Below are 21948 nucleotides of genomic sequence, written 5' to 3' on the forward strand. Positions count from 1 at the left end.
CGGAACTTGATGCCAGTAGAAGCATTGCAATCTTTGCAACCTTTACTCAAGACCCCTGATCGCGAGTTAAAAATCCTTGCGAGTAGTATGGCCGTTATGCGTTTAGGACGAATTGCTCACACCGAAGGTATCTGTTTCGCCATCATTGATGGCCCCGCCGACGCCCCGCTTGACCAGCTGGTGGCGAAGGAAATTTCCGGCACACCGTTTACCCCACCGGAGCCGACTGGCCGTGAGTGGCCGCTGAGTGAAGTACGCCTGCTGGCGCCGACCCTGCCCACCAAGGTCGTAGCTCTGGGCCGCAACTACGCCGACCACGTGGCGGAAGTCTTCAAGGAATCCGCGGAGCACCTGCCGCCGACGATCTTTATCAAGCCCTCCACCTCGGTCATCGGCCCCGGTGCACCCATCAAGATTCCGGAGTTCGCTACCAACGTTGAGTTCGAGGGCGAGCTCGCCGTGGTGATCTCCAAGGTGTCAAAGAATATTGATCCAGCGAAGTGGCGCGATCACGTCGTCGGCTACACGATCTGTAACGATGTTTCTTCGCGTGACCTGCAGTTCCAGGATGGCCAGTGGGCACGTGCGAAGGGCATCGATACCTTCTGCCCGCTGGGCCCGTGGATTGAGACGGACTTGGACTGCATCAATCTCGATAATCAGAAGATTAACGCCTACCTCACCCACGAGGGCAAGCGAGAGCAGAAGCAGGATTCCAATACGGATCAGATGATTGTGAAGATGGGTGACATCATCGCTGAGATCTCGCAGTCCTACACGCTGCTGCCGGGTGATGTCATCACGACGGGTTCCCCGGCTGGCACGGCGCCGATGGTGCCGGGCGATACCATCGAAGTTGAGATCCCCGGCGTGGGTAGCCTGAAGAACCCGATCGAGCGAGCCTAAAAGCTGCTTTAGAGGTTGAGCGCGCGCAAAATGGTGCGCAGCTTAGCCGTGGTTTCCTGAAGCTCGGCCGTCGGGTCGGAATCCACGACGATTCCTCCGCCAGCCCACGCGCGGGCGGAGAGGCCATCGCCGGCCACCTCGGCGCAGCGGATGGCTACCATGTATTCGCCGTCGCCGGAATCATCGCACCAGCCGACCGCGCCGGCGTAGAAGCCGCGGTCGGTTTCAGCGGTTTCGATCAGCGCTTGTGCGGCCTCAGTGGGGGTGCCACAAATAGCAGGGGTGGGGTAGACCAGCTCGGCCAACTCGAGGGCAGTAATGCTCGAATCCTTAAGGGTTCCCGCGATCGGCGTTCCCAGATGCCACATCTCATTGGTGGAGGTCAGCTGCGGAGACGTGGGGGCATCGAGAGTCTCGCACAGAGGCTGCAGAATCCGGCGGATATGGTCCACCACGAAGGCGTGTTCGCGCAGGTCCTTTGCCGAGTTGTGGAGGTCTTGGCCCGCTTTGATATCGCGTGCCTTATCAGCCTGGCGGGGTGCGGATCCGGCTAGGGGGAAAGCTGTAACCGTTGATCCCTGCTTCTTGACCAGTACTTCTGGGGAGGATCCGACGAACATTGCGCCAGGGCGTCCAGCCGGAGTGAGGTCGGCGATAAAGCCATCGCGGTGGGAAGATAAATCAATGAGCCGCGCGGCGACGAGGAGCGGATCCACAGGGGCATTGAACTCGATGTCGACGGCGCGTGCAAGCACCACCTTATCCAGTTTGGAGGCCTCGATCGTGGCAATGGCCGCCTCGATGCGGCGCAGGTGCTCCTCCGGCTCTGGGTCAAACCCAGTCACGCGCGCGTTGAGCGTACCGCTGCGGTAATAGGCGTGTGGTTCGAGTGGCCCGTCCTCGCGGATGATGCTGCGCGGCACGGTCAGTGCCGCTGGGTCACCCTTGTGGAAGGGCAGCGCGCCGACAACCATGGGTGCCGTGCCGGCACGCAGAGCAGCTACGGCAGCGTCAACATCGCTGAAGGTGGCCACTGATCCTTGGGTACGCACAGACCCCGTCGCGCGGGACAGGAGGAAGTCAGGGGCGGTAGAGGGTCTGTTTTCACACATAAGGAATAACTCTAGTTGTTTGCTGCGCTAGTGCCGAAACCAGATCCCCCTCCTTACAGGCTGTGCGCATGGCGGTAGTGCTAGTCGCGCTTGCGCGGGCGGAAGAATTGCACGGCAATGAAAAGCCCAATTCCTAGCAGCAGGGCCAGCGAACCCATGCCCGCCAGAAAGCCCGCCCAGAAGCCCACCATCGGGGCTCCATAGCTCGTAGCCTGGATGTTTCCGCCGTCAGCATACTGTTCTGGCGCGTCAGATGCCGGGCGTTGTGCCGCTGCTTCTTTCCTGGCATTCCTTTCGCGGTTGGACGCGGCGCTGCGCGTCGAGTCCTTGGCGTCGGCGGACGACGTGCTGCGCGAGGACCCACGCTGTGCCGAATCTCTCGGTTCTTGTGCAGTGTGGGCTGTAGCGTTGGGGGCCGGGTTGCGGCCTTGCGCGGTCGCAGAGCTGGGAGCGCTTGGCTCTTTCGACCCTGTTTCTTTCTGTGGTTTCGTGTCCTTCCGCGCGCTGGCCCGTGTGGAGCGCTCTGAGTTCTTTTCCTCCTTCGCATTCTTCGCATCGGAGGGTTTCCCGCCGTTGAAGAAGGTATCGGCCTCTTTGAAGGTCTTGTCCATCGTCTTATCTAACTGCGCAATGGACTTGGAAGTGTCATTAATGTCCTTGGCCAGCTGCTGAGGGCGGTTTTTCGGGCTTCCCGAGCCACCGCTGCCACCTTCGCCCGAGCCCCACTCCAGCTGGCAAAGCTCAGAGGTGTCCGCGCCACCTACCAAGAAAGGCACATCAATAGAGTGCTCGGAGCCATCGTTGAGGGTGAAGGTAAAAGTGGCAGCATAGGCGCCCGGCTCGCTAAAGATGATCCCGGTGTGACTGTGGAAATGATCAGGATAGTCCCACGTGATATCCGGGTTCTCGGAGTCAAAAAGCACGGTCGGGTCAGCACCCACGGAGTTCTGGAAGCCCACCATACGTCCGCCTTCCGGGCCGCTGTGTAGCGTTAAGGATAAAGTGGCATCGGCCGCAGTGGCCTCGTCGAGGGAGCTGGTGTTGAACCCCACCCAGGGGATATTCGGATCTTGGGTTTGGGGGATTTGCCAACCACTCGATGGAATATCGCTGCCCGCTGATTCATCGAAAGCGGCGTTGCTGCCTACTTCTACGTAGAACTCCCCAGAGGCATAGTCCTCACCGGATTCATCATCGCGGGCTATAAAGGACAGGTCCCCGGAGTCACCGACCAAAGCGAGGTCTTGGTGTCCGCGGCTGAAGGCGTGGAGGGAGTCAGCATCACAGGAAGTGTCGCTCGCTTGCTCGGCCGCGAGGGCGGGCGGTGCAGCGTGAACGAGCATCGGGGAGCTCAGCGCTAGAGCAGCGGTTGCGGTCAAGGCGAGGGGACGGTAGATCATGCGTGTCATTGGGAGAATGTTCATGCGGACAAGGTCTCCTTTGGGGTGTGTGATGTCGAGGCGGATGCGGAAGCGCGGCGGGAGTGCATGAGAGGGGAGAGCACCCATGCCACGAGGAAACAGGCGGTAAGGAGTAGAACGATGGTGGCACCGGCGGGAAGGTCAATGGCCCATGCCAGGTAGATTCCGAAGAAGCTACCCAAGGAGCCGATCGCCGCGGCTGCGAACATCATCGAGCCCAGCGAGTCACAGAGCAGGCGGGCGGTCGCGGCTGGGGTGATAAGCAGCGCGAGGACGAGGACGTTGCCGATGGTGCCTACGGAGATAACCACTGCGCCCGTAACACAGAGGTAGAGCACGATGTCCAGAGCAAAGACAGGAAGACCCATTGCGCGGGCGGTTTCCTTGTCCAAGCAGGTGGCGGTGAGCTGGGGGCCAAGGAGAAGAACCGTGGCCACGATGAGCACCGTGACGGTGAACGCGGTGTAGAGGTCCGCGCGGGAGACACCCGTGAGCGAGCCAAAGAGAAAGCTGGTGAGCGAGGCTGTATAGCCGTCTACTCGGGAGATGATCACCATGCCGAGGGCGAAGGCGGCGGCAAAGAAGATTCCGATGACGGAATCCTCGCGCACGGTGCGCCGCTGGGAGAAGCATGCGATGAGCACCGCGACGGTGCAGCCCGCCACGGCGCCGCCCAGCAAGACTGAGCCTTGGAGCACGAAGGCAATGGCCAGCCCCGGGAAGACCGCGTGGGAAACAGCATCACCGATGAAAGACATGCCGCGCAGCACGACATAGCATCCCACCACGCCGCACACGATGGCAGCGAGGATAGAAATTCCCACCGCACGCGCCAGGAAGTCCAAGTGTGGGTTGGTGAGATCCTGGAAGAATTCGATGAGTGAAATGTCGATCATGCTGCCACCCCAATCGCAGAAAGCAGCGGAGAAGAAGCTGCGACCCCGAACGTGTCGCTCCAGGGCTGCGAGGTCATGCGCAGCGTTTCCGCTGGACCATCCGCGATGATTCCCCGGTTAAACAGCACGAGCCGCGAGCAAGAATGCGCGGCCTCCGAGAGGTTGTGCGTGGACATGACAACGCTGGTGCCATCGGCGGTGAGTTTGTCAAAGAGAAGTAGGAGCTCTTCAGTGTTGGGGGCGTCGAGGCCGGTAAATGGTTCGTCGAGAAGCAGTACCTCAGGCTCGCAGGCTAAGGCCCGGGCGATGAGTACACGCTGACGTTGGCCACCGGACAACTGCGCGATGGGGCGTCGTGCGAATTCCTCCAAGTTGGTGAGCTCGATGGCCCGGCGGGCGGCCTGTTTATCAGCACGTCCCGGACGACGGAACCAACCCACAAGTCCGGTGCGTCCGCTCAGCACAGCGTTGGACACGCTGATGGGGAAGTCCCATTCCACGTCGTGGCGCTGCGGGACATACCCCAGCGAGGTGCCCACGTCGATGGTCCCAGTGAAGGGGACGAGACCCAAGATGGCGCGCATCAGCGTGGTTTTGCCCGCGCCGTTGGGGCCGAGGAGCCCGATGAACTCGCCGGGGTGAACGGACAGGTTAGCGGCGTCGATGACCCTGCGGCCGGAGAGCGAAACGGACAGGTCCTTGGCTGCAATGAGGGGGCTAGTCACGCTGGCCGCCCTTCGCACGCACGACGGCGATAATGGCACCGATAAGAACGAGGACGCCCACGCCGGCCAGCGCCCAGATCCATACCGGCACGGATGCCGAGGGAGAACTTGGATCGGTAGAGGATTCAGCGTTCGGATCCCATTCTGTTGCCTGAGCTTGTGCGACATCCGTTTCATCACCTACAGCAAAGGTCAACGTAGCCTCGGCGGCTACCTCGCTGCCGGCGCTTTCGCCCGCGCCTTCGCCGCTCATGCGGACCCGCACCTGGTGGATGCCGGGCTCAGTGAACACCCAATTGGCGTGGGTATGCGTGCCCAAGTCGACCCAGAAGCCTTCTGAGTCCCCGGTGGCGGTGGACCATAGCAACTGTGGTTCCTCGAAGCCGCCGTTCTGCAAGAAGAGGGAGAATTCACCTGGTCCTTGGTGCCCGAGGAACTCCATAGTGACTCCTCTCTCAACGTTCGCTTCTAGAGAGGGGGCCTGGGTATTCCAACCTAGCCACGGCACATCAGCCTGCTCCGTTTGTGGAACGACCCAAACCTGCGAACCAGGCTCGGCGCCGACGAAGGAGAAAGCCTTGTCCTCAGGCAGGGTTAGCAGGGCGTTGTCGCCCACCTGGAAGACCACATCGTCGGGTTGACGCCACACGGGTGTTTCGGCCGAATCATCACGGGCGAGGAACTCTGCGTGGCCTTCATTAAGCAGCAAGCCCAAGTCGACGTGGCCGTGATCGATGGCGGCAGCAGTTCCTGGTGACGCGACCTCTTCGTCGGAGCTGACAACTTGAGCCAGATCCCCGGCCCAGGCGGCGGAGGGCGCGAAGGCCAGCGCTGCGGCGCTCAGTGCTGCCGCAAGCGGCATAGTGAAAGTTCGGATGGTGCGATTAGACATGAGATTCCTTTGTTGTGCTGCCAAGGCAGCGGTTGAGTGAGTGTGCATTGAAACGCATTAGATCGAGATACGTCGGTACGGCGTCATCGAGGGTGTCACCGTAAATGGGGCACACCGCCACCCCGAGGGAATCGGCGGCCTCCCTAATGACGTCTGCACTGGCTTGTTGGGTCGGTTCCACGAACACCGCGGGAAGCTGGAGGTTTTCCAAGGTGCGGCGCAGCGCGATGACATCGCGCGGCGAGGGTTCGATGGCCGGGTTGGGGCTAACGAAACCCGCGATATCAATGCCGTAGCCTTGCTCCAGGTAGGCGTATCCGTGGTGGGGTGTGACGAGGTGGCGGTTGTGCTCAGGAATGGCAGAGATGAGCTGACGAACCTCTGCATCGACGGCTCGCAGTTGTGCGATGTAGTCCTGTGCGCGGGCACGGTAGTCCGTGCCGTGCGAGGGATCCGTTTGCGCAAGTTGCTCAGCGATAACCTCGGTAAAGCTGATGACATTGGCGGCGTTATGCCACAGATGTGGGTCTACTTCGCCGTGAATGTGCTTGCCCAAGACAGCTTGGGGCAGGAGATAGGTCTCATCCCCGGGCCGGCCCAAGAAACGGTAGGAGGGATCCGGCGGTATCTGTTGGAGAGCGGAATTCGGGATGCTGAGCACCGTGGTGTTCGGATCAAAACGCTCGCCTTGATCCTCCAAGTCGAGTTTTCCTGTAGCCATGTCCGCGGTGATATCGACGTGACCTGCATCGAGCGCGTGCATCCCCTCAGGTGCGCTTACGCCCACCGCCACTGTGAACTCCTGTGGCGAACTATCTGTTGCACCGAAGCTCAGCCGGTAAATTCCGGGCTTGTTGAAAGCCCAGGAGACGTGCGTGTGAGCATTAGCCGGCAGCGTCGTGGAATCGTTGTGCTGGTCAATCCCGTCAGCGCTGTTAAAGAGCGGCTCAGGTGTACCGAATGTAGAGACTACGTAGGCCGCGACATCGCCGGGGCCTTCCACATCGAGCAGACGCATGTCGACGCTCGTGGTACCTGGGGCTGCGTTGCGCACACGCAATCCCAGCCATACCGCATCGAGGGCAACGTTTTCTACCAAGGGGACGAGCTTCGCGCCGTGGGTGGATGCTTGGTCCGCCACTTCAGTGACGGGCACATCCGATGACTCCCGCAAGGACTTCAGCAGGTTTTGCGGCTCGAGGAGAAAACCATTGGACAGCAATACGTCGGCGTTAGCGATATCGCGCACCGAGCGCAGGCTCGGCTCAAAGGTATGTGGATCCTTTCCCGCAGGAATCAGCGTGGTCACTGTGGCATCCTCACCTGCTACGTGCTTGGCGACGTCCCCCAGTATCGGCGTCGTCGCCACCACCTTCACCTTCCCATCGTCTCCGCTGGCGGAGCTCGCGCAGCCACTCACCATGGACGCGCCGAGAAAGATGGCGGAAAGAAGCACGGTGTACTGCGTCCGAGTGCGAACCTTCCGTGGCATTAGTCGCGGCCCTTCATGAGCGCGAGGCGCGCCAGCGCCAACCCCAGCACAAGCATGCCCAGGCCGAGGATTCCGATGCCCCACGGCAGCAGGTTTTGCCCGCTGTCGTAGTAGCCGGCCGCAGCTACGGTGTCCACATTCTCCCCGTCCGCGGCTTCGGCGGATCGGTGAGAAGGCTTGCGCTCCTTCCTATCTCCGCGCTCTTTACGCTCCTTGCTGCTTGCCTGTTGCTTCGCGTTCCTGGTTCCGCCTGCGGATGCCGCACGGCGGGTACCGCCTCCAGCGTTTCCACCTCCCGGGTGTGTTCCGGAGGAAGAGGATGCCGGTTGCTCAGGGGAGGCGTCGCTCAGCTCTGCCTCGTGGTTGTCTTCGGTACCGTCATCCCCATGATCGGTGCTGGTTTCCCCGTCCCCGGACTCCTGGGGTGCTGAGTCACCATCACCGACATCCCAGGTATAGGTGACCTGATTACTCGTATCGCCGTTGGATTCCGCTTGGACAGTCATGGTGTAGATACCAGGTTCACTAAAAGCCCAGTTAACGTGGCGATGCGCCGGGTACGCCTGGTTGATGACGTCACCAGAAACGAGATCGAGCTCACCGGCATCGGTGACCGGTTGGATATCGCCGAAGCCAGCCGTTTCGAAGATAAAGATGTCACCAGGCCCAGTGACCTCGACGAATTCGAAGTTAACGTCTTTGTAGCCAGCAGATTGTGCCGCTTGGGTATCCCAACCCGGCCAGAGCAGCGAGCTGTCTTGGGTTTGGGGGAGGTAATACGTGGGTATACCAATGCCGTCGATGCGCTCGGTCGCCTCGCTCCATGCTTCTTCTGCGACTTTGAGGATGACATCGTTGCCGGGCCGGAGAACACCACTGCCGGTGACATCCTCCTTCATCGACAAGGTCAGTTCACCGCCCGGCGCGGAGACATAAAAGGCATCGACATGTCCGGAATCGATGAGCTCGCTGTCGGCGCGGGCTGGCGCAGGATAGCCAAGGACGGCCACAAGCATCGCCACGGCAACGGTGAACGTGAACACGGCGGCGCTGGTTTTCTGCAGTGCACTGCTCTGGCGCAAGTTCAAGCGCTGAGCAGCGGGTGGTGTGGAGTGCAATCCAGTGTGTCCTTTCTAGCGGGGAAGAAGGCCATTGAACCGCGCCGCAATCTGGTCACGGTGATCGTTGTAGAAGTTGAGGAAGCCTTGGAAGATGATGGCCAAGACAACTGGGAGTACCAGGCCCCACAGACCCTCGAGCTTGGGCATAGAGGATGTCTTGTCTTTCTGGCCACCAGGCTGGTTAGCGTCTGGCTTCTTATCGCCTGGTTTATCTCCGGGCTTCTCGTCACCTGGATTCGGGGTGTCTTCGCCTTCGTTTCCGTCCTTCGAGTTCGCACAGTCTTTGATTGCGGCATCGCCCGCTGCGACGGTGAGCGTTTGGGGAGCAGAGGAGATGCCCTTGCCCTCTGTGGTGGTGGCCGAATAGGTGACCTCAAGCTTGTACGTGCCTGGCTTGGTAAACGCCCAATTGGTGTGGGTGTGCGAAGCAAAAGTGGTCTCGATGGAGTAGTCACCCTCGGCGGAATTGATCAGCGGGGTGAAAACCTTGCCCAAGCCTTCGGCAGTGAAAAGGCCTACCTGCGCACCCTCTGGCATCTCCACGGGCTTGATGTTGAGCGTGACTTTGCCGTCTTTATAGTCCTTGTAGTTGAGGGCCTGGGTGTTATATCCCGGCCAGATGATGCTCTGCTCCTGGGTCTGTGGGAGGAGGAAGAACTTTTCCGTGCCTAGGTAATCGAAGTCCTTGCCCTTCAGCGCGGCGGGGCGGGAGCGCAGGGCGTTGTCGTGCACCGCGAGGACCACGTCATCGAGCGGACGCTCGACGGCCTTCTTGTCCACGAGGGCCGTTTCATCCTTCAAGCGGGTGAGGAACTCATCACCCTCACGGGTGACCGCAATGTCGACGTGGCCGCGGTCAAGTACCACCTTGTCAGCACAGGTACCAGTGTGTTCTCCTGCGTCCGGTTTCGGGCTGTTATCCGGGGCTGGCGCAGGAGCCTGAGCCCCAGCGCCGAGTTTGCCCGCTCCCTCGTACTTTTGCCCGAAGGCGAAATTGTCGGTCAGCGTGATGCTGCCGGACTCTTGCGTGATGCTCGGGTGCGGAAGGATATCGAGGCGCACGGTATTGCCGTTGAAGTTTGCATCGGCGGCGACGACAAATTCCGCGCGGCCGCGGGTGATCGTGCCGTCGAAATCGATGTCGGGAAGCGAACTTCCCTTGCTAAAGAAGCCGCCGTGCACGTAGCCTTCCAGGTTCTTATCGGCTGCCTCCAGGATGATGCGGGTGGCGTCTTCGCCCTCCGGAACAGCGCGCGCGGACAGCCCCGTGTCAGATAGCGAAACCTCTTCTCCGGAGAAGAGCTGGCGGGGGTTAGTGGTTTCGGTCCAGGAGTCCGCAGACGTCTTCGAGGTGGTGGAAAGCTCTGCGTTTGCAGAGTAGGCGAGCTCCTCGCTCACCCAGCGCGGGCTGCCGTCCTCCGGGGTGTACACAGCTTGGATTGTTGAAGCCTCAGGCCCTAAGAATTCATCGAAGTGTGCCTTGCCATCTTTCACGGCTAGATCGGTGAGGAAGTAGCCGTCGATCAGCAGTGTCAGAGTGCCGTCGCTGCCGCCAGCGAAATCGATGGAGGAAAGGCGCTCATCCCCATCCTTGTCCCCGGATTTCTTGGGCGTGATGCTCAGGTGGTAGTTCTTCTGGCTGGCATCGCCGGAGGAGGCCTGGTCAAAGCGCTCTTTGAGGGAAGGCGTTTTTTCATCAACGGGCCGCTGTCCGCCGACTTGGATCGACGTGGTCGTGGGCTGGGAGGTAATCAATGAACCATCCTTGCCCCGCGCGCTCGTTTGATAGGTGAGCTCATAGCGTCCAGGTTTAGAAAATACGGTGTAGTTGTGGGTATGCGTGCCGCTGGTCAGCCATGCGGAATGTGGAGCGCCATCGGTGGTTCCAAAGAAACGCTGCAGTCCGCCGGGTCCGGGGTAGTAGCCAAACATCTCGACATCGCCGGGTCCGTCAACGCTTAAGAGGTCCAGGGAAGCAATGTTGTCGCGGAAGTCGTCAACAGGCAGCTCTGTGTCGGCGCCGAAGCCCATCCACACCGGGTCCAGGCTGCCTTGGACACTGGCAGGCGCCATGTAATACGTTTCACCCGGCTTTCCCACAAAAGCGAGCGCAGGGTCCTGAGGCACGGTGAACTGGTATTGGTTGGTGCCGTTCTGGTTCCAGCCTTTGCCTACCCAGGTGACGGTATCGGCTAGGTCGTGGTTGGACTGTGCAGAATGGCTCTTGAGGTTGAGAGCATTGCCCTCCCAGAAAGCCTTGGGAGAATCAATATGTGTCTGAGTGGCTACGTGTTTGCCGTCGTCGGGACCAGCGACGGCGGTAGCGGGGGAGAAGAGAAGCGTGGCGCAGGTTAAAAGCGCCACATAGCGAGTTCGAGCCACAGTCTGGGACCTTTCTTCAGTTCTTTGGCGAGAATTTCACTATAGGTAATGGAATTCAGTCCCGTTAAGCTTGCGCAGAAAGCCCAGTTCACGCTTAGTGGAAAAGGGGTTCAATTACCCCCAAGTGGGGCGGCCAGTGCAGTGGGGAGGCGCTGAACTACGATGGGGGACATGACTAAACCGACATCCGACGTCCGCGTCCGTTTCTGCCCTTCGCCTACCGGCACGCCCCACGTGGGCATGGTCCGCACGGCTCTGTTCAACTGGGCCTATGCCCGTCACACTGGCGGTACGCTCATCTTCCGCATCGAGGACACCGATGCTGCCCGTGACTCTGAGGAGTCCTACCAGGCCATCATCGACTCCCTGAACTGGCTCGGGTTGGGCTGGGATGAAGGTGTTAACGTCGGTGGCCCGGATGAGCCTTACCGTCAGTCGCAGCGCATGGATATCTACGCAGATGTCCTGCAGAAGCTCAAGGATGGCGGCTATGTCTATCCGGCCTATTCCACCAACGAAGAGGTTCAGGAGCGCCATAAGGCGGCCGGCCGCGACCCGCAGCTGGGCTACGACAATTTCGACCGCGACCTCACTCAAGAGCAGATCGATGCCTTTGAGGCAGAGGGGCGCAAGCCGGTCTGGCGCCTGCGCATGCCGGATAAGGATTGGTCGTGGACCGACTTGGTACGCGGCGAGATGACCTTCAAATCGGAGACCCAGCCGGATTACGTCGTGGCGCGCTCGAACGGTGCGCCGCTCTACACGCTGGTTAACCCGGTTGACGATGCCCTCATGGGAGTTACCCACGTCCTGCGCGGTGAAGACCTACTGTCCTCCACGCCGCGTCAGCTCGCCCTCTATGAGGCGCTCGTGGAGCTTGGTATTGCCAAGCAGACTCCCGAGTTTGGGCACCTGCCCTTCGTGATGGGTGAAGGCAATAAGAAACTGTCCAAGCGTGACCCACAGTCCAACCTGTTCAACCACCGCGACAACGGCATTATCCCGGAGGGCATGCTCAACTACCTGTCGCTTTTGGGTTGGTCCCTGTCTGCCGACCAGGACATCTTCTCCGTTGACGAGCTCATCGCCAACTTCGACGTTCACGACGTGTTGGGTAACCCAGCTCGCTTCGACCAGAAGAAGCTCGAGGCCATTAATGCCGACCACATCCGTCTGCTGGAGCCAGCAGACTTTGCGCAGCGCCTGCGCGACTACCTGACTGAGTACACCGACTTCCCGGCCGACTATCCGGAAGAGAAGTTCGCTTTCGCTGCAGATCTGGTGCAGACCCGCATCAAGACGCTGTCTGACGCCTATGGGCTCATGTCCTTCCTCACCACGCCGGATGCCGAACTGGAACTGGATGAGAAGGCAGCACGCAAGAACCTCAAGGAAGAAGCAGTGCAGCCGCTGGAGGTTTCCATCGCCAAGCTGGAGGAGCTCGGGGAGTGGAAGGCGGAGGAGATTGAGAAGGTTCTCTCCGCCGCGCTTATCGACGACCTCGGCCTCAAACCACGCAAGGCTTACGGCGCCCTGCGTGTAGCAATCTCAGGTCAGCAGGTCTCCCCGCCGCTGTTTGAGTCCATGGAGCTGCTGGGCAAGGAGTCCACGGTGGCTCGCCTTAAGGCTGCGCGTGCTCTCACACCGTGGAGCGCTGAGTAGATCCATTAAGTAGTCTCACATGGCTGTCATTTCGGGGCGTTAGGGTTCATTCCTAACGCCCCGAAAAAATATCTTGACCTGGCGATTTGTGTGTATCGGTAGTGCTGGATATAGTAATAAACCGTTGCAGCGAGCAGCGAGGGGTTAAAGCCCCGAGCTAGTTCATAGCAATAATGGCCTATGGTGTAATTGGCAACACAACGGTTTCTGGTACCGTCATTCTAGGTTCGAGTCCTGGTAGGCCAGCAGTGATAGCGATGTAACGTGGCACTGCACGTTACAGTACGTCGTCACAGTTCTAAGCCCCGTTCGTCTAGCGGCCTAGGACGCCGGCCTCTCACGCCGGTAACACGGGTTCAAATCCCGTACGGGGTACCATTGTGTTCTTACACATACGAGTTAGTGACTTAATAGAGGTAGCCAGGTCTTCGGGCCTGGCTTTTCTGTTTCTGGGGGTAAGTCCACTCCTGTGACCAGGTTGGCTTAAGGGACATTTCGTGTGGATTTAGGAGCGTCCGGCCCAGCCTTTTCTTATGCCTAAGCTGGGGTTCCATTCGTTGTCGATGTGCGTGTCGTATGTGGCAGGTCGCCCGTCTGGGCGGCCGCGTCGTGTGAGCTCTTCTTTCGTCCAGGCCGCGTATGCCGCTTTCCCCATCGCGTCCGAAGTCTTGATGCCTGGCTAGCTCCAGTGTATGTACAGGGGCTTTGCTGCGGACGCCGCCATAGGAATTGACCTAACCGCACCAGCAGCAGCAGTCCCCCTATCACAGACCTAGGACTATCCAGTGTTGATTTCATCGATCGGGCTGTTGGAACCGATCCAAAATCAAGATCACCGCATTATCCCAGGCTGCCCCGGGAATCCGTATCGGTTTATCCACACGAAATGTCCCTTAAGCCGCCTTTTCTTATGCCTAAGCTGGGGTTCCATTCGTTGTCGATGTGGGTATCGAATGTGGCAGGTCGCCCGTCTGGGTGGCCGCGTCGTTTACGTTCTTCTTGTGCCCAGGCTGCGCGTGCGGCTTTTTCTCCTTGGCGTCCGAAGTCTTGTTGCTTGGCTAACTCCAGTGGCGCTACCGGGTCTTCGGTGTGGGTGAAAAGCCACCAGTCCATGGTGATGCGCTGATGCTCATCGAACATGCCACGATGATTGCCCGCTAAGTCTTTGAGCTGTTTGTTGATGCCGCCTTCCAGCAGGTTTGTGGTGGCTTTTAAGTCCTGGGTGAAACCTTCAGGCGGGTCAAGGAAGGTAAATAGTTGTCCTGTGTGGATGAGTTTTCTAGCCGCTTTAATGCTCGGCGGGCGTTGCGGTGGGTGTACCACCATTTCTGGTTGTCCGAAATCAGTAGTGGACCTTAGACCGCTGTCGCCGATAGATGGCCCCTGCGCCCGTTCGAGATGGTAGCTCGCGAGCCCCTTCTGCCGAGGCAATATCATCCACCAGCGTTCCCCACTTGAGAACATCAACAACCCAGTCCACGTAACCATCCATGTCCGAGGTGTTATTAATTGCGTGCATGCAGTGGAATATATCCGTGACCCCATGTGGGCGAGCAGAATCTGCGTCTATCGGAGTAGGTAGGCCATGCGGCTGTCGCGGGAGGTGCGAACATTTGAGCGAGCGGCAGATGAAATGGCCAGCATGAGCTGGAGTGCTGCAAGGTTTCACAAAACTGCTGGTCAGGGTATAATTGCACCATTAGCATTTGCCCGCTCCCTGTTTCGCGAACTTGTCGAGAAGTATGAGCGGAATGGTTAACGGGTACTGCTCGACATTAATGTCTGGCGCGGTCAGTAATGTCGGTATCATCTAGAAGATAAGCCACGCTCTGTGGAGGAGACGAACAGTATATGATTTTAAGAGCCCAAAGTAAGAAGTTAGCAGTCAAGCTGCCGAAGGTGGTGGCGTGGTAGTGGCTCTTAAGAAATCCGATCTTTATAGCTCCCTCTGGAAGAGTGCCGATGAGCTGCGTGGCGGCATGGATGCCAGTCAGTACAAGGATTACGTCCTGACACTGCTGTTCGTGAAGTATGTCTCGGATAAGGCGAAGAGCGATCCTTACAGCCTCATTGAAGTTCCGGAAGGCGGATCATTTGATGACCTGGTTGCGCTAAAGGGCGCGACGGACATCGGTGAGAAGATGAACATCGCCATCCGTCGACTGGCTGAAGCCAATGATCTTCAGGGCGTTATCAACAACGCCGACTTCGATGACCCGAACAAGCTGGGCGAAGGTAAGGCGATGCAGGATCGCCTGACGAACCTTGTCAGTATTTTTCAGGACGTCGATTTCACCGGTTCTCGTGCCGAGGGCGACGACCTGCTCGGTGATGCCTACGAATATCTGATGCGCCACTTCGCCACTGAGTCTGGCAAGAGCAAGGGTCAATTCTACACTCCGGCGGAGGTTTCTCGCATCATGGCTCAGGTGCTGGAGATCCCAAAAGATGCCCCTCGCTCGACGACTGTCTATGACCCGACGTGTGGGTCTGGATCGCTTTTGATTAAGGTGGCTGACGCCGCGCCTAATGGCCTGTCGATTTACGGACAGGAGAAAGACAACGCCACCTGGGCACTGTCGCGGATGAACATGATCTTGCACGGCAACGAGACGCATGACATCCGTCAGGGTGACACACTCTCGGATCCGAAATTCCTCAAGGGCGAACAGCTACAGACCTTTGACTACTTCGTAGCCAACCCGCCGTTCTCAGTGAAGACCTGGAAGAACGGTTTCGACAAGGAATACGATCGGTTCGAGGGCTTCTCCGAGCCACCAGAGAAGAACGGTGACTATGCCTTCTTGCTTCATATGGTGAAATCCCTGAAGTCTGATGGTCGGGGAGCGGTTATTCTTCCCCACGGCGTGCTTTTTCGTGGCAACACCGAGGCGCAGATCCGTGAGGAGCTGATCAGGCGTGGTCTAATTAAGGCGATTATTGGGCTGCCGGCCAACCTGTTTTATGGAACCGGCATCCCGGCCTGCATCATTGTCATCGACAAGAAGAGAGCCACCAACCGGACGGGCATCTTCATGATCGATGCCTCCAAGGGCTTCGAGAAAGACGGGCCGAAGAACCGTCTGCGTCCTCGGGATATGCGAAAGATCATCGACACCTATCTTGCCGGCAACGACGTCGAGCGCTTTGCCCGGATGGTGTCGTTGTCGGAAATCTCTGACGCTAAGAACAACTATAACCTCAACATCCCCCGCTACATTGACACGTCTGAACCTGAAGACATTCAGGACCTGGAGGCTCACCTTAAGGGCGGGATTCCGAACCGAGATCTGGATGCTCTGGGTGAATACTGGGATGCTTTCCCGAACCTACGTGACGAGCTATTCCGACCTCTCCGCGAGGGATATTCAGAGCTCACAGTGCAGCCTGATCAGGTCGCCAAGGTGATTGAGGAATCAGAGGATGTTAAGGCTTTTACCTCGACTGTTTCCAAGGCTGTTGAGGATTGGTGGGGTTCTCACGGATCTCAACTGGAAACGATTGACTCGCAGACCAGGCCGCAACAGCTGATTGAGGATCTTGGTGATGACTTGCTGGAGAAGTTCCGGGGCCGTCCGCTGATCAGCGAGTACAGCATGTACGAGCAGCTGATGAGCTACTGGAATGACACCATGCACGATGACGTCACACTCATCGTCGGGTCCGGCTGGGTTGATGCTGCTCAACCGCGTGAAGCTCGGATCACTGGCTATGACAACAAGAAGAAGCCGAAGTACGAGGCTGCTGACCTGGTCTTCGGCACGGGTGTCAAGGCCCAGCGTTGGGTAACTGACCTGATTTCACGGCACTGATCATCGATCGATATTTCGCCGAAGAGAAGGCCGAGCTTGATCGTCTTACTGCAGAGCAAGAGCGCAGCAGTCTGGAGTTACAGGAGTACATCGACGAGCACGCGGTCGAGGAAGGTCTGCTTTGGGAGGCTGTCAACGACGATGGCGGAGTGAAGTTGGGCGACGCGAGGAAGCGCCTCAGGGAAGCTAAAGCTGAGGGCGCAGAGGCTGAGAAGGTCTCCGCGCTCAATCATGCCGTGAAACTGTTTGCTGCTGAGACAGTGGCAAAGAAGGCCGCGAAAAACGCCGCCTTTGAAATCGATCAGCAGAGCTTTCAGGCCTACGAAGGTCTTCGAGATACGGATATACGGGTGCTAGTCATCGAGGATAAATGGGGTGATTCAATCCGGGAATCGTCAGATGTTGAAGTCGTAAAGACCATTCGGTCTCTCGCATTAAGGCTCAATACACTTGGTGAACGTTACTCCGAAACCCTTGAACAAATTATCGGCAAAACTGAAGAAGCTGATCGACGAGTTTGCGTTCATTTGCGGAACATGGGGGTCTTGTAATGGTTTCTTGTCATGAAGTTCAGAGGATTTCGGATTTTGCAGAAGTTAAGACTGGGCCCTTTGGCTCTGCTCTTCATCAGAAAGACTATAAAGCTACAGGGACCCCGATAGTCACAGTGGAACACCTCGGAGATAGAGGCATTATTCACCAAAATCTTCCTCTTGTGGGAACAGAAGACTTGAAGCGTCTTTCGACTTATAAGTGCCGTGAAGGAGACATCCTTTTCAGCAGGGTCGGGTCAATAGATAGAAACGCGATCGTCAAGGGAGAAGAAGATGGCTGGTTGTTTTCTGGGCGTCTTTTACGTGTGAGAGTGGACCAGGCAAAAGTAAACTCTGGATATCTCAGTCAAGTTTTTCATACTGAAAATTTCAAAGATAAGGTGCGGTCCGTAGCAGTAGGCCAAACCATGCCTTCTCTAAATACGCAGATTCTCGGCAGTTTGACTGTCGATTTGCCATCGCTTGATGAACAGAAGATTGTCGCAGGTAGGTTGAGTTCGGCTGATCAACTCATTGAAACTCTTGAACGCCTCATCTCAAAGAAGCAGGCAATCAAGCAGGGCATGATGCAGGAGCTGCTGACTGGTCGCAAACGCTTGCCGGGATTTACCAAACCTTGGAAGAATATATCAATTGCGAGACACTCCCATTTGAAGGCAAGAATTGGCTGGCACGGGCTCACGACCGGTGAATATCTCCAGTCGGGCAGCTATAAACTAGTCGGTGGCACTGATTTTAAGAATGCTAAAATAGACTGGAATTCAGCCGCTTTTGTGAGTAAATGGCGATTCGATCAAGATCGCAATATTCAACTTCAACCTGACGATGTCCTTATAACTAAGGACGGAACTATTGGTAAAGTTGCAATTGTTGATAATCTTCCTTTTCCGGCCACATTGAATAGTGGAGTTTTTGTAGTGCGACCGATCCGGGGAACCTACGAATCGAGGTTCTTGTATTGGCTGTTGCGTTCTTCAGTGTTCGAGAACTTCATTTCATCCCTAAGTGCGGGGTCAACCATTAATCATCTTTACCAAAAGGATCTAAATACTCTTACTTTAGATTTTCCAGAGGACTTTTCTGAACAGCGAGAGATTGCGAGTGTACTGGATGACGCTGACTCAGAGATCAGAGCCTTGGAGTCTCGCCTCGAATCAGCTCGCAATATAAAGCAGGGTATGATGCAGGAGCTACTCACTGGGAGAATCCGCCTTCCCGTAGGGGGCAAGCAAGATGAATATTGATTGGGCGCTAAAAGAGCTGCACACCTTCATCTATCTGACTGAGCGTGTTCCTCACCCAAGTCCTAGCGTCATAGGTAGCTTTCCGCGGGGGTCTAAAGCCGATATTGCTTCTCAGGCGCAAGTAGCCGAGAAGATTATGGATCGGGCTACTCCTGGTTGGCGCTCTGAGTTGACTGGGATTAAGCCGGGCACTTGGGATCGCCATTACGAGGCTGCAATCAGAGCTCAAGCACAGCTCCAACGGGCTGAAGAAGTCGCTCAGAATCTGGGAGAAAATGCTCCAGAGCTTTCTGCTGCGGAGCTGCACCCTTGGATCTGGGACGGAGCACAGTCGCTCTGGCAGTCAGGTCATTACCGTGAAGCCATCGGTGGTGCGATTCGCAAGCTGAATGCTGAGACGCAGAACAAGATCGGTCGTCGGGATGTTAGCGAAACAAATCTTTTCAAGCAGGCTTTCTCCACCGATCAGGCAAAGAAAGGAGCGTCTCGGCTACGACGAATGAAAGATGACGGCAGTGACACCTATAACTCGGTTCAGCGTGGCGCTATGACATTTGCTGAAGGGGTCTTTGCTGGTATTCGAAACCCTCTTAGCCATGAAGCTGATCAAGAACTTACGGAGCAAGAAGCTCTAGAGTATCTCGCCGCCCTTAGCGTTTTGGCACGCTGGGTGGACGAATCCACCGTGGAGGCATCATCATGAGTCTGGTCGGGCAGCGTGAGCGTGTCACGCAGAATCGCGTCGTGGACATCCTGTCGAGTCAGCTCGGGTATGAGTATGCCGGGGATTGGAAGGATCGGGCCAACTCCAACGTTGAAGAAGAGCTGTTGCGCCAGAATCTGCTGGCACGTGGCTACGAGGAGGACTTGGTTCGACGTGCCATCGAGCAGCTTCGCAAGGCTGCTTCGCTGCCGACTGGTGGATCGCTATACGACGTCAACCGCAAGGTCTACAGCTTGCTGCGCTACGGCGTGAAGGTAAAGCGCAGCGCTTCTGAAAACTTCGAGACCATCTGGATTATCGACTGGGACAACCCGGAGGCTAACCACTTCGTGGTGGCTGAAGAGGTTTCGATCAAGGGCAGAAACACCAAGCGTCCAGATGTCGTGCTCTACGTCAACGGCATCGCTCTCGGCGTCATCGAACTCAAGCGTTCCAAGGTCAGCATCGGTGACGGCATCCGACAGCACCTCGGCAACCAGAAGGCAGATTTCGTTCGCCCCTTCTTTACCACTGTTCAACTGCTTTTTGCCGGTAGTGATGTTGAGGGCCTACGTTACGGCGTGATTGAGACTCCGGAGAAGTACTGGCTGGAGTGGAAAGAGCCAAGCGTGGTTGAGAACCATCTCGACTGTGGATTGCTCCAGATGGCGAACAAACAGCGCTTCTTGGAGCTGATTCATGACTTCATCGTCTTCGACTCGGGTGTGAAGAAGACGGCCCGACATAACCAGTACTTCGGTGTTAAGGCTGCTCAGGAGCGTATTGCTCGTCGCGAGGGTGGCATTATTTGGCACACTCAGGGGTCAGGCAAGAGCTTGACGATGGTGTGGCTGGCGAAGTGGATCCGGGAGAACCAGCGCGAAGCGCGTGTCTTGGTGATCACCGACCGGACTGAGCTCGATGAGCAGATCGAGAAGGTCTTTGCCGGTGTTGACGAGACCATCGAGCGATCGACGTCTGGCGCCGGCATGATCGGCATGCTGGGCCGGAACCAGCCATGGCTGATGTGCTCACTGGTGCACAAGTTCCGGGGCGATGACGAGAAGGATCAGGGCGACACCGAGGATTTCGTGCGTCAGCTCAAGAAACCTCTCCTTGAAGGGTTCAGCCCCAAGGGCAATCTCTTCGTCTTTGTCGATGAAGCTCACCGCACCCAGAGTGGCAAACTCCATAAGGCGATGAAGGAGCTGTTGCCGAACGCGATGTTCATCGGCTTTACCGGCACTCCGCTTCTCAAGAAGGACAAGGCCAAAAGTATCGAGACCTTCGGGTCGTACATCCACACCTACAAGTTCGATGAGGCCGTTGATGACGGCGTGGTGCTGGATCTGCGTTATGAGGCTCGGGATATTGACCAGCGGCTTATGAGCCCGGAGCGGGTCGATGAGTGGTTCAAGATCCACACCCAGGGCATGACCGACCTAACGAAGCACCAGCTGAAGAAGCGCTGGGCGACGATCAAGGAAGTTGAGTCGGCTGAGCCGCGAGCTCGGCAGATCGCCGCTGACATCCTGATGGATATGGCTAGAATGCCTCGCCTGATGGATGGTCGAGGTAATGCCATGTTGGTGTGTTCGAGTGTCTACCAGGCCTGCAAGTTCTATGACATCTTCAGCCGTAGTGAATTGGCCGGTAAGGTCGCGATCATCACGATCTATGAGCCGAACGCATCCCAGATCTCGAAGGAAGACTCTGGGGCTGGCAAGAACGAGGAGATCGTCAAGTACGACGTCTACCGTCGGATGCTCGCTGACTACTTCCAGACCAATGCTGATGATGCCGTTAAGCGGATTGACGAGTTCGAGAAGGACGTCAAGGAGAAGTTCATCAATCATCCGGGTCAGATGAGGCTGATGATCGTGGTCGACAAACTGCTGACCGGCTTTGATGCTCCGAGTGCGACTTATCTTTACATCGATAAGAACATGCAAGATCATGGTCTTTTCCAGGCTATTTGTCGCGTGAACCGGCTTGACGGTGATGACAAGAAATACGGCTACATCGTCGACTACCGCGACCTGTTCAAATCTCTGGAGGATGCGGTTTCTGACTACACCTCCGAAGCTTTCGCCGACTACGACGAGGAAGATGTGGAAGGCCTACTCAAGGATCGTATTGAGCAGGAGCGTCAAGACCTGGACGAGGCTCTTGAAATGGTGCGTGCTCTGTGTGAGCCGGTGGCTCCCCCTAAGGGCACGTTGCAGTACCAGCACTATTTCTGCGCGATGGAAAGCGGCAGCGCAGAGCAACTCAAGGCTAACGAACCTAAGAGAGGGGATCTGTACAAGGGCGTGACAAGTCTGGTACACGCCTATGCCAACTTGGCCAACCGTATGAGTGAGGCTGGATACTCGGAAAGTGAAGCTGCATCAATCAAGTCTCAAGTGAAACACTTTGTTGATGTGCGCGACGAGGTGAAGCTTGGAGCCGGTGAGAATGTTGACCTCAAGCAGTTTGAGGCCGGCATGCGTTCTCTACTGGATACTTATATCCAGGCAGACGCATCGCGAAACCTTGCGACTTTTGACCAAGGGCTCGTGCAGCTCATTGTCGAACATGGAGTTGGGGCTTTAGAGAAACTTCCGGAGAACATCCGAAAGACCCCGGAGGCTGCGGCTGAAACCATCGTCAATAACGTCCGTAAGACAATCGTTGACGAGCAGGCCATGAACCCGAAGTATTACGAAACTATGTCTACTTTGCTCGATGCACTGATTGAGCAGCGTCGTGAGGCTGTGATCGACTACGAGGAGTATCTGCTTAAGCTGGTTGAGTTAACCCAGCGTCTCGCCAAGGGCGAATCTGATAGGAAATTCCCTGACTGGGCCAAGACGCCTGCTCGACGGGCCCTGATCGACTTCGCGTGGCCGAAGAATATCGAGGTCGACGTCGAGCGGATTTACGCCACGATTCAGCGCAACAAGGAGCATGGCTGGTCTGGAGACAAGAAAAGCAGAAGTCTTTGATGCGTACTCTTGCACTCAACTTCCCTGGGCTCTTAGATA

Annotated in this window: 16 protein-coding genes, 2 tRNA genes and 2 pseudogenes; 9 read left to right on the forward strand and 11 right to left on the reverse strand. The window is 57.3% G+C overall.

Annotated elements, in window-relative coordinates; genetic code table 11:
• Window positions 1-96: 96 nt before the first annotated feature.
• Window positions 97-906, forward strand: coding sequence for a fumarylacetoacetate hydrolase family protein (locus CAURIM_RS05875; protein WP_201828322.1), 810 nt, complete (start codon window positions 97-99; stop codon window positions 904-906).
• Between the two features lie 8 nt (window positions 907-914).
• Here the strand turns inward: CAURIM_RS05875 and CAURIM_RS05880 are convergent, their stop codons facing one another.
• The 8 genes from CAURIM_RS05880 to CAURIM_RS05915 form a co-directional block, all read right to left on the reverse strand.
• A complete protein-coding gene (locus CAURIM_RS05880; protein ID WP_070447609.1) occupies window positions 915-2018 on the reverse strand; it encodes an isochorismate synthase in 1104 nt (367 codons plus the stop codon).
• An 80-nt stretch (window positions 2019-2098) separates the two neighbouring features.
• Window positions 2099-3442: a choice-of-anchor M domain-containing protein gene (locus tag CAURIM_RS05885; RefSeq protein WP_201828321.1), complete on the reverse strand. Its 1344-nt coding sequence runs from the start codon at window positions 3440-3442 to the stop codon at window positions 2099-2101.
• Window positions 3439-4335 (reverse strand): anchored repeat-type ABC transporter permease subunit, encoded by an 897-nt coding sequence (locus tag CAURIM_RS05890; protein ID WP_070643347.1) that lies wholly within the window; start codon window positions 4333-4335, stop codon window positions 3439-3441. Before CAURIM_RS05890 ends, CAURIM_RS05885 begins: the two co-directional genes overlap by 4 nt.
• Window positions 4332-5060, reverse strand: coding sequence for an anchored repeat-type ABC transporter ATP-binding subunit (locus CAURIM_RS05895; RefSeq protein WP_070643350.1), 729 nt, complete (start codon window positions 5058-5060; stop codon window positions 4332-4334). Before CAURIM_RS05895 ends, CAURIM_RS05890 begins: the two co-directional genes overlap by 4 nt.
• Entirely contained in the window at window positions 5053-5952 is a 900-nt protein-coding gene (locus tag CAURIM_RS05900; RefSeq protein WP_201828320.1) for a choice-of-anchor M domain-containing protein, read from the reverse strand. Before CAURIM_RS05900 ends, CAURIM_RS05895 begins: the two co-directional genes overlap by 8 nt.
• Window positions 5945-7444, reverse strand: a complete 1500-nt coding sequence (locus CAURIM_RS05905; RefSeq protein WP_201828319.1) for an anchored repeat ABC transporter, substrate-binding protein — start codon at window positions 7442-7444, stop codon at window positions 5945-5947. The genes CAURIM_RS05900 and CAURIM_RS05905 overlap by 8 nt, the downstream gene beginning before the upstream one ends.
• On the reverse strand, window positions 7444-8562 hold the full coding sequence (locus tag CAURIM_RS05910) for a choice-of-anchor M domain-containing protein (protein ID WP_201828318.1): 1119 nt from the start codon (window positions 8560-8562) through the stop codon (window positions 7444-7446). Before CAURIM_RS05910 ends, CAURIM_RS05905 begins: the two co-directional genes overlap by 1 nt.
• Before the next feature lie 15 nt (window positions 8563-8577).
• Window positions 8578-10947: a choice-of-anchor M domain-containing protein gene (locus CAURIM_RS05915; protein ID WP_201828317.1), complete on the reverse strand. Its 2370-nt coding sequence runs from the start codon at window positions 10945-10947 to the stop codon at window positions 8578-8580.
• A gap of 162 nt (window positions 10948-11109) precedes the next feature.
• On the opposite strand from CAURIM_RS05915, the gene gltX reads away from it, so the two are divergent.
• The 3 genes from gltX to CAURIM_RS05930 all read left to right on the forward strand — a co-directional run bounded on the left by gltX (window position 11110) and on the right by CAURIM_RS05930 (window position 12987).
• Window positions 11110-12609 (forward strand): glutamate--tRNA ligase, encoded by a 1500-nt coding sequence (gene gltX / locus CAURIM_RS05920; RefSeq protein WP_201828316.1) that lies wholly within the window; start codon window positions 11110-11112, stop codon window positions 12607-12609.
• Between the two features lie 174 nt (window positions 12610-12783).
• A tRNA-Gln gene (locus CAURIM_RS05925) sits at window positions 12784-12855 on the forward strand.
• 56 nt (window positions 12856-12911) lie between these two features.
• A tRNA-Glu gene (locus CAURIM_RS05930) sits at window positions 12912-12987 on the forward strand.
• Between the two features lie 127 nt (window positions 12988-13114).
• Here CAURIM_RS05930 and CAURIM_RS05935 read toward each other — a convergent pair.
• Both CAURIM_RS05935 and CAURIM_RS05940 read right to left on the reverse strand, forming a co-directional pair.
• Window positions 13115-13310 (reverse strand): annotated as a pseudogene (locus CAURIM_RS05935) (IS256-like element ISCau1 family transposase); the annotation flags it as partial.
• A 172-nt stretch (window positions 13311-13482) separates the two neighbouring features.
• Window positions 13483-13961: pseudogene (locus CAURIM_RS05940) on the reverse strand (transposase family protein); the annotation flags it as partial.
• 561 nt (window positions 13962-14522) lie between these two features.
• Between CAURIM_RS05940 and CAURIM_RS05945 the strand changes: the two are divergent.
• On the forward strand, window positions 14523-16421 hold the full coding sequence (locus CAURIM_RS05945) for a type I restriction-modification system subunit M (protein ID WP_236659281.1): 1899 nt from the start codon (window positions 14523-14525) through the stop codon (window positions 16419-16421).
• 77 nt (window positions 16422-16498) lie between these two features.
• Here CAURIM_RS05945 and CAURIM_RS05950 read toward each other — a convergent pair whose 3' ends face one another.
• Entirely contained in the window at window positions 16499-16654 is a 156-nt protein-coding gene (locus tag CAURIM_RS05950) for a hypothetical protein (protein WP_236659280.1), read from the reverse strand.
• A 3-nt stretch (window positions 16655-16657) separates the two neighbouring features.
• Here CAURIM_RS05950 and CAURIM_RS05955 point away from each other — a divergent pair, with 3 nt between their 5' ends.
• From CAURIM_RS05955 to CAURIM_RS05970, 4 genes are read left to right on the forward strand one after another with little or no spacing between them, the layout of a single operon-like run.
• Window positions 16658-16972: a hypothetical protein gene (locus tag CAURIM_RS05955; RefSeq protein WP_236659279.1), complete on the forward strand. Its 315-nt coding sequence runs from the start codon at window positions 16658-16660 to the stop codon at window positions 16970-16972.
• Window positions 16972-18219: a restriction endonuclease subunit S gene (locus CAURIM_RS05960; RefSeq protein WP_083313782.1), complete on the forward strand. Its 1248-nt coding sequence runs from the start codon at window positions 16972-16974 to the stop codon at window positions 18217-18219. The genes CAURIM_RS05955 and CAURIM_RS05960 overlap by 1 nt, the downstream gene beginning before the upstream one ends.
• The gene (locus tag CAURIM_RS05965; protein WP_201828314.1) at window positions 18209-18922 is read left to right on the forward strand and encodes a TIGR02391 family protein; all 714 of its coding nucleotides are present in this window, start codon (window positions 18209-18211) and stop codon (window positions 18920-18922) included. Before CAURIM_RS05960 ends, CAURIM_RS05965 begins: the two co-directional genes overlap by 11 nt.
• Window positions 18919-21909, forward strand: coding sequence for a type I restriction endonuclease subunit R (locus tag CAURIM_RS05970; RefSeq protein ID WP_236659278.1), 2991 nt, complete (start codon window positions 18919-18921; stop codon window positions 21907-21909). The genes CAURIM_RS05965 and CAURIM_RS05970 overlap by 4 nt, the downstream gene beginning before the upstream one ends.
• The last annotated feature ends 39 nt before the right edge of the window (window positions 21910-21948 follow it).

It is taken from the genome of Corynebacterium aurimucosum, assembly GCF_030408555.1.
In the GTDB taxonomy this organism is placed as follows: domain Bacteria; phylum Actinomycetota; class Actinomycetes; order Mycobacteriales; family Mycobacteriaceae; genus Corynebacterium; species Corynebacterium aurimucosum.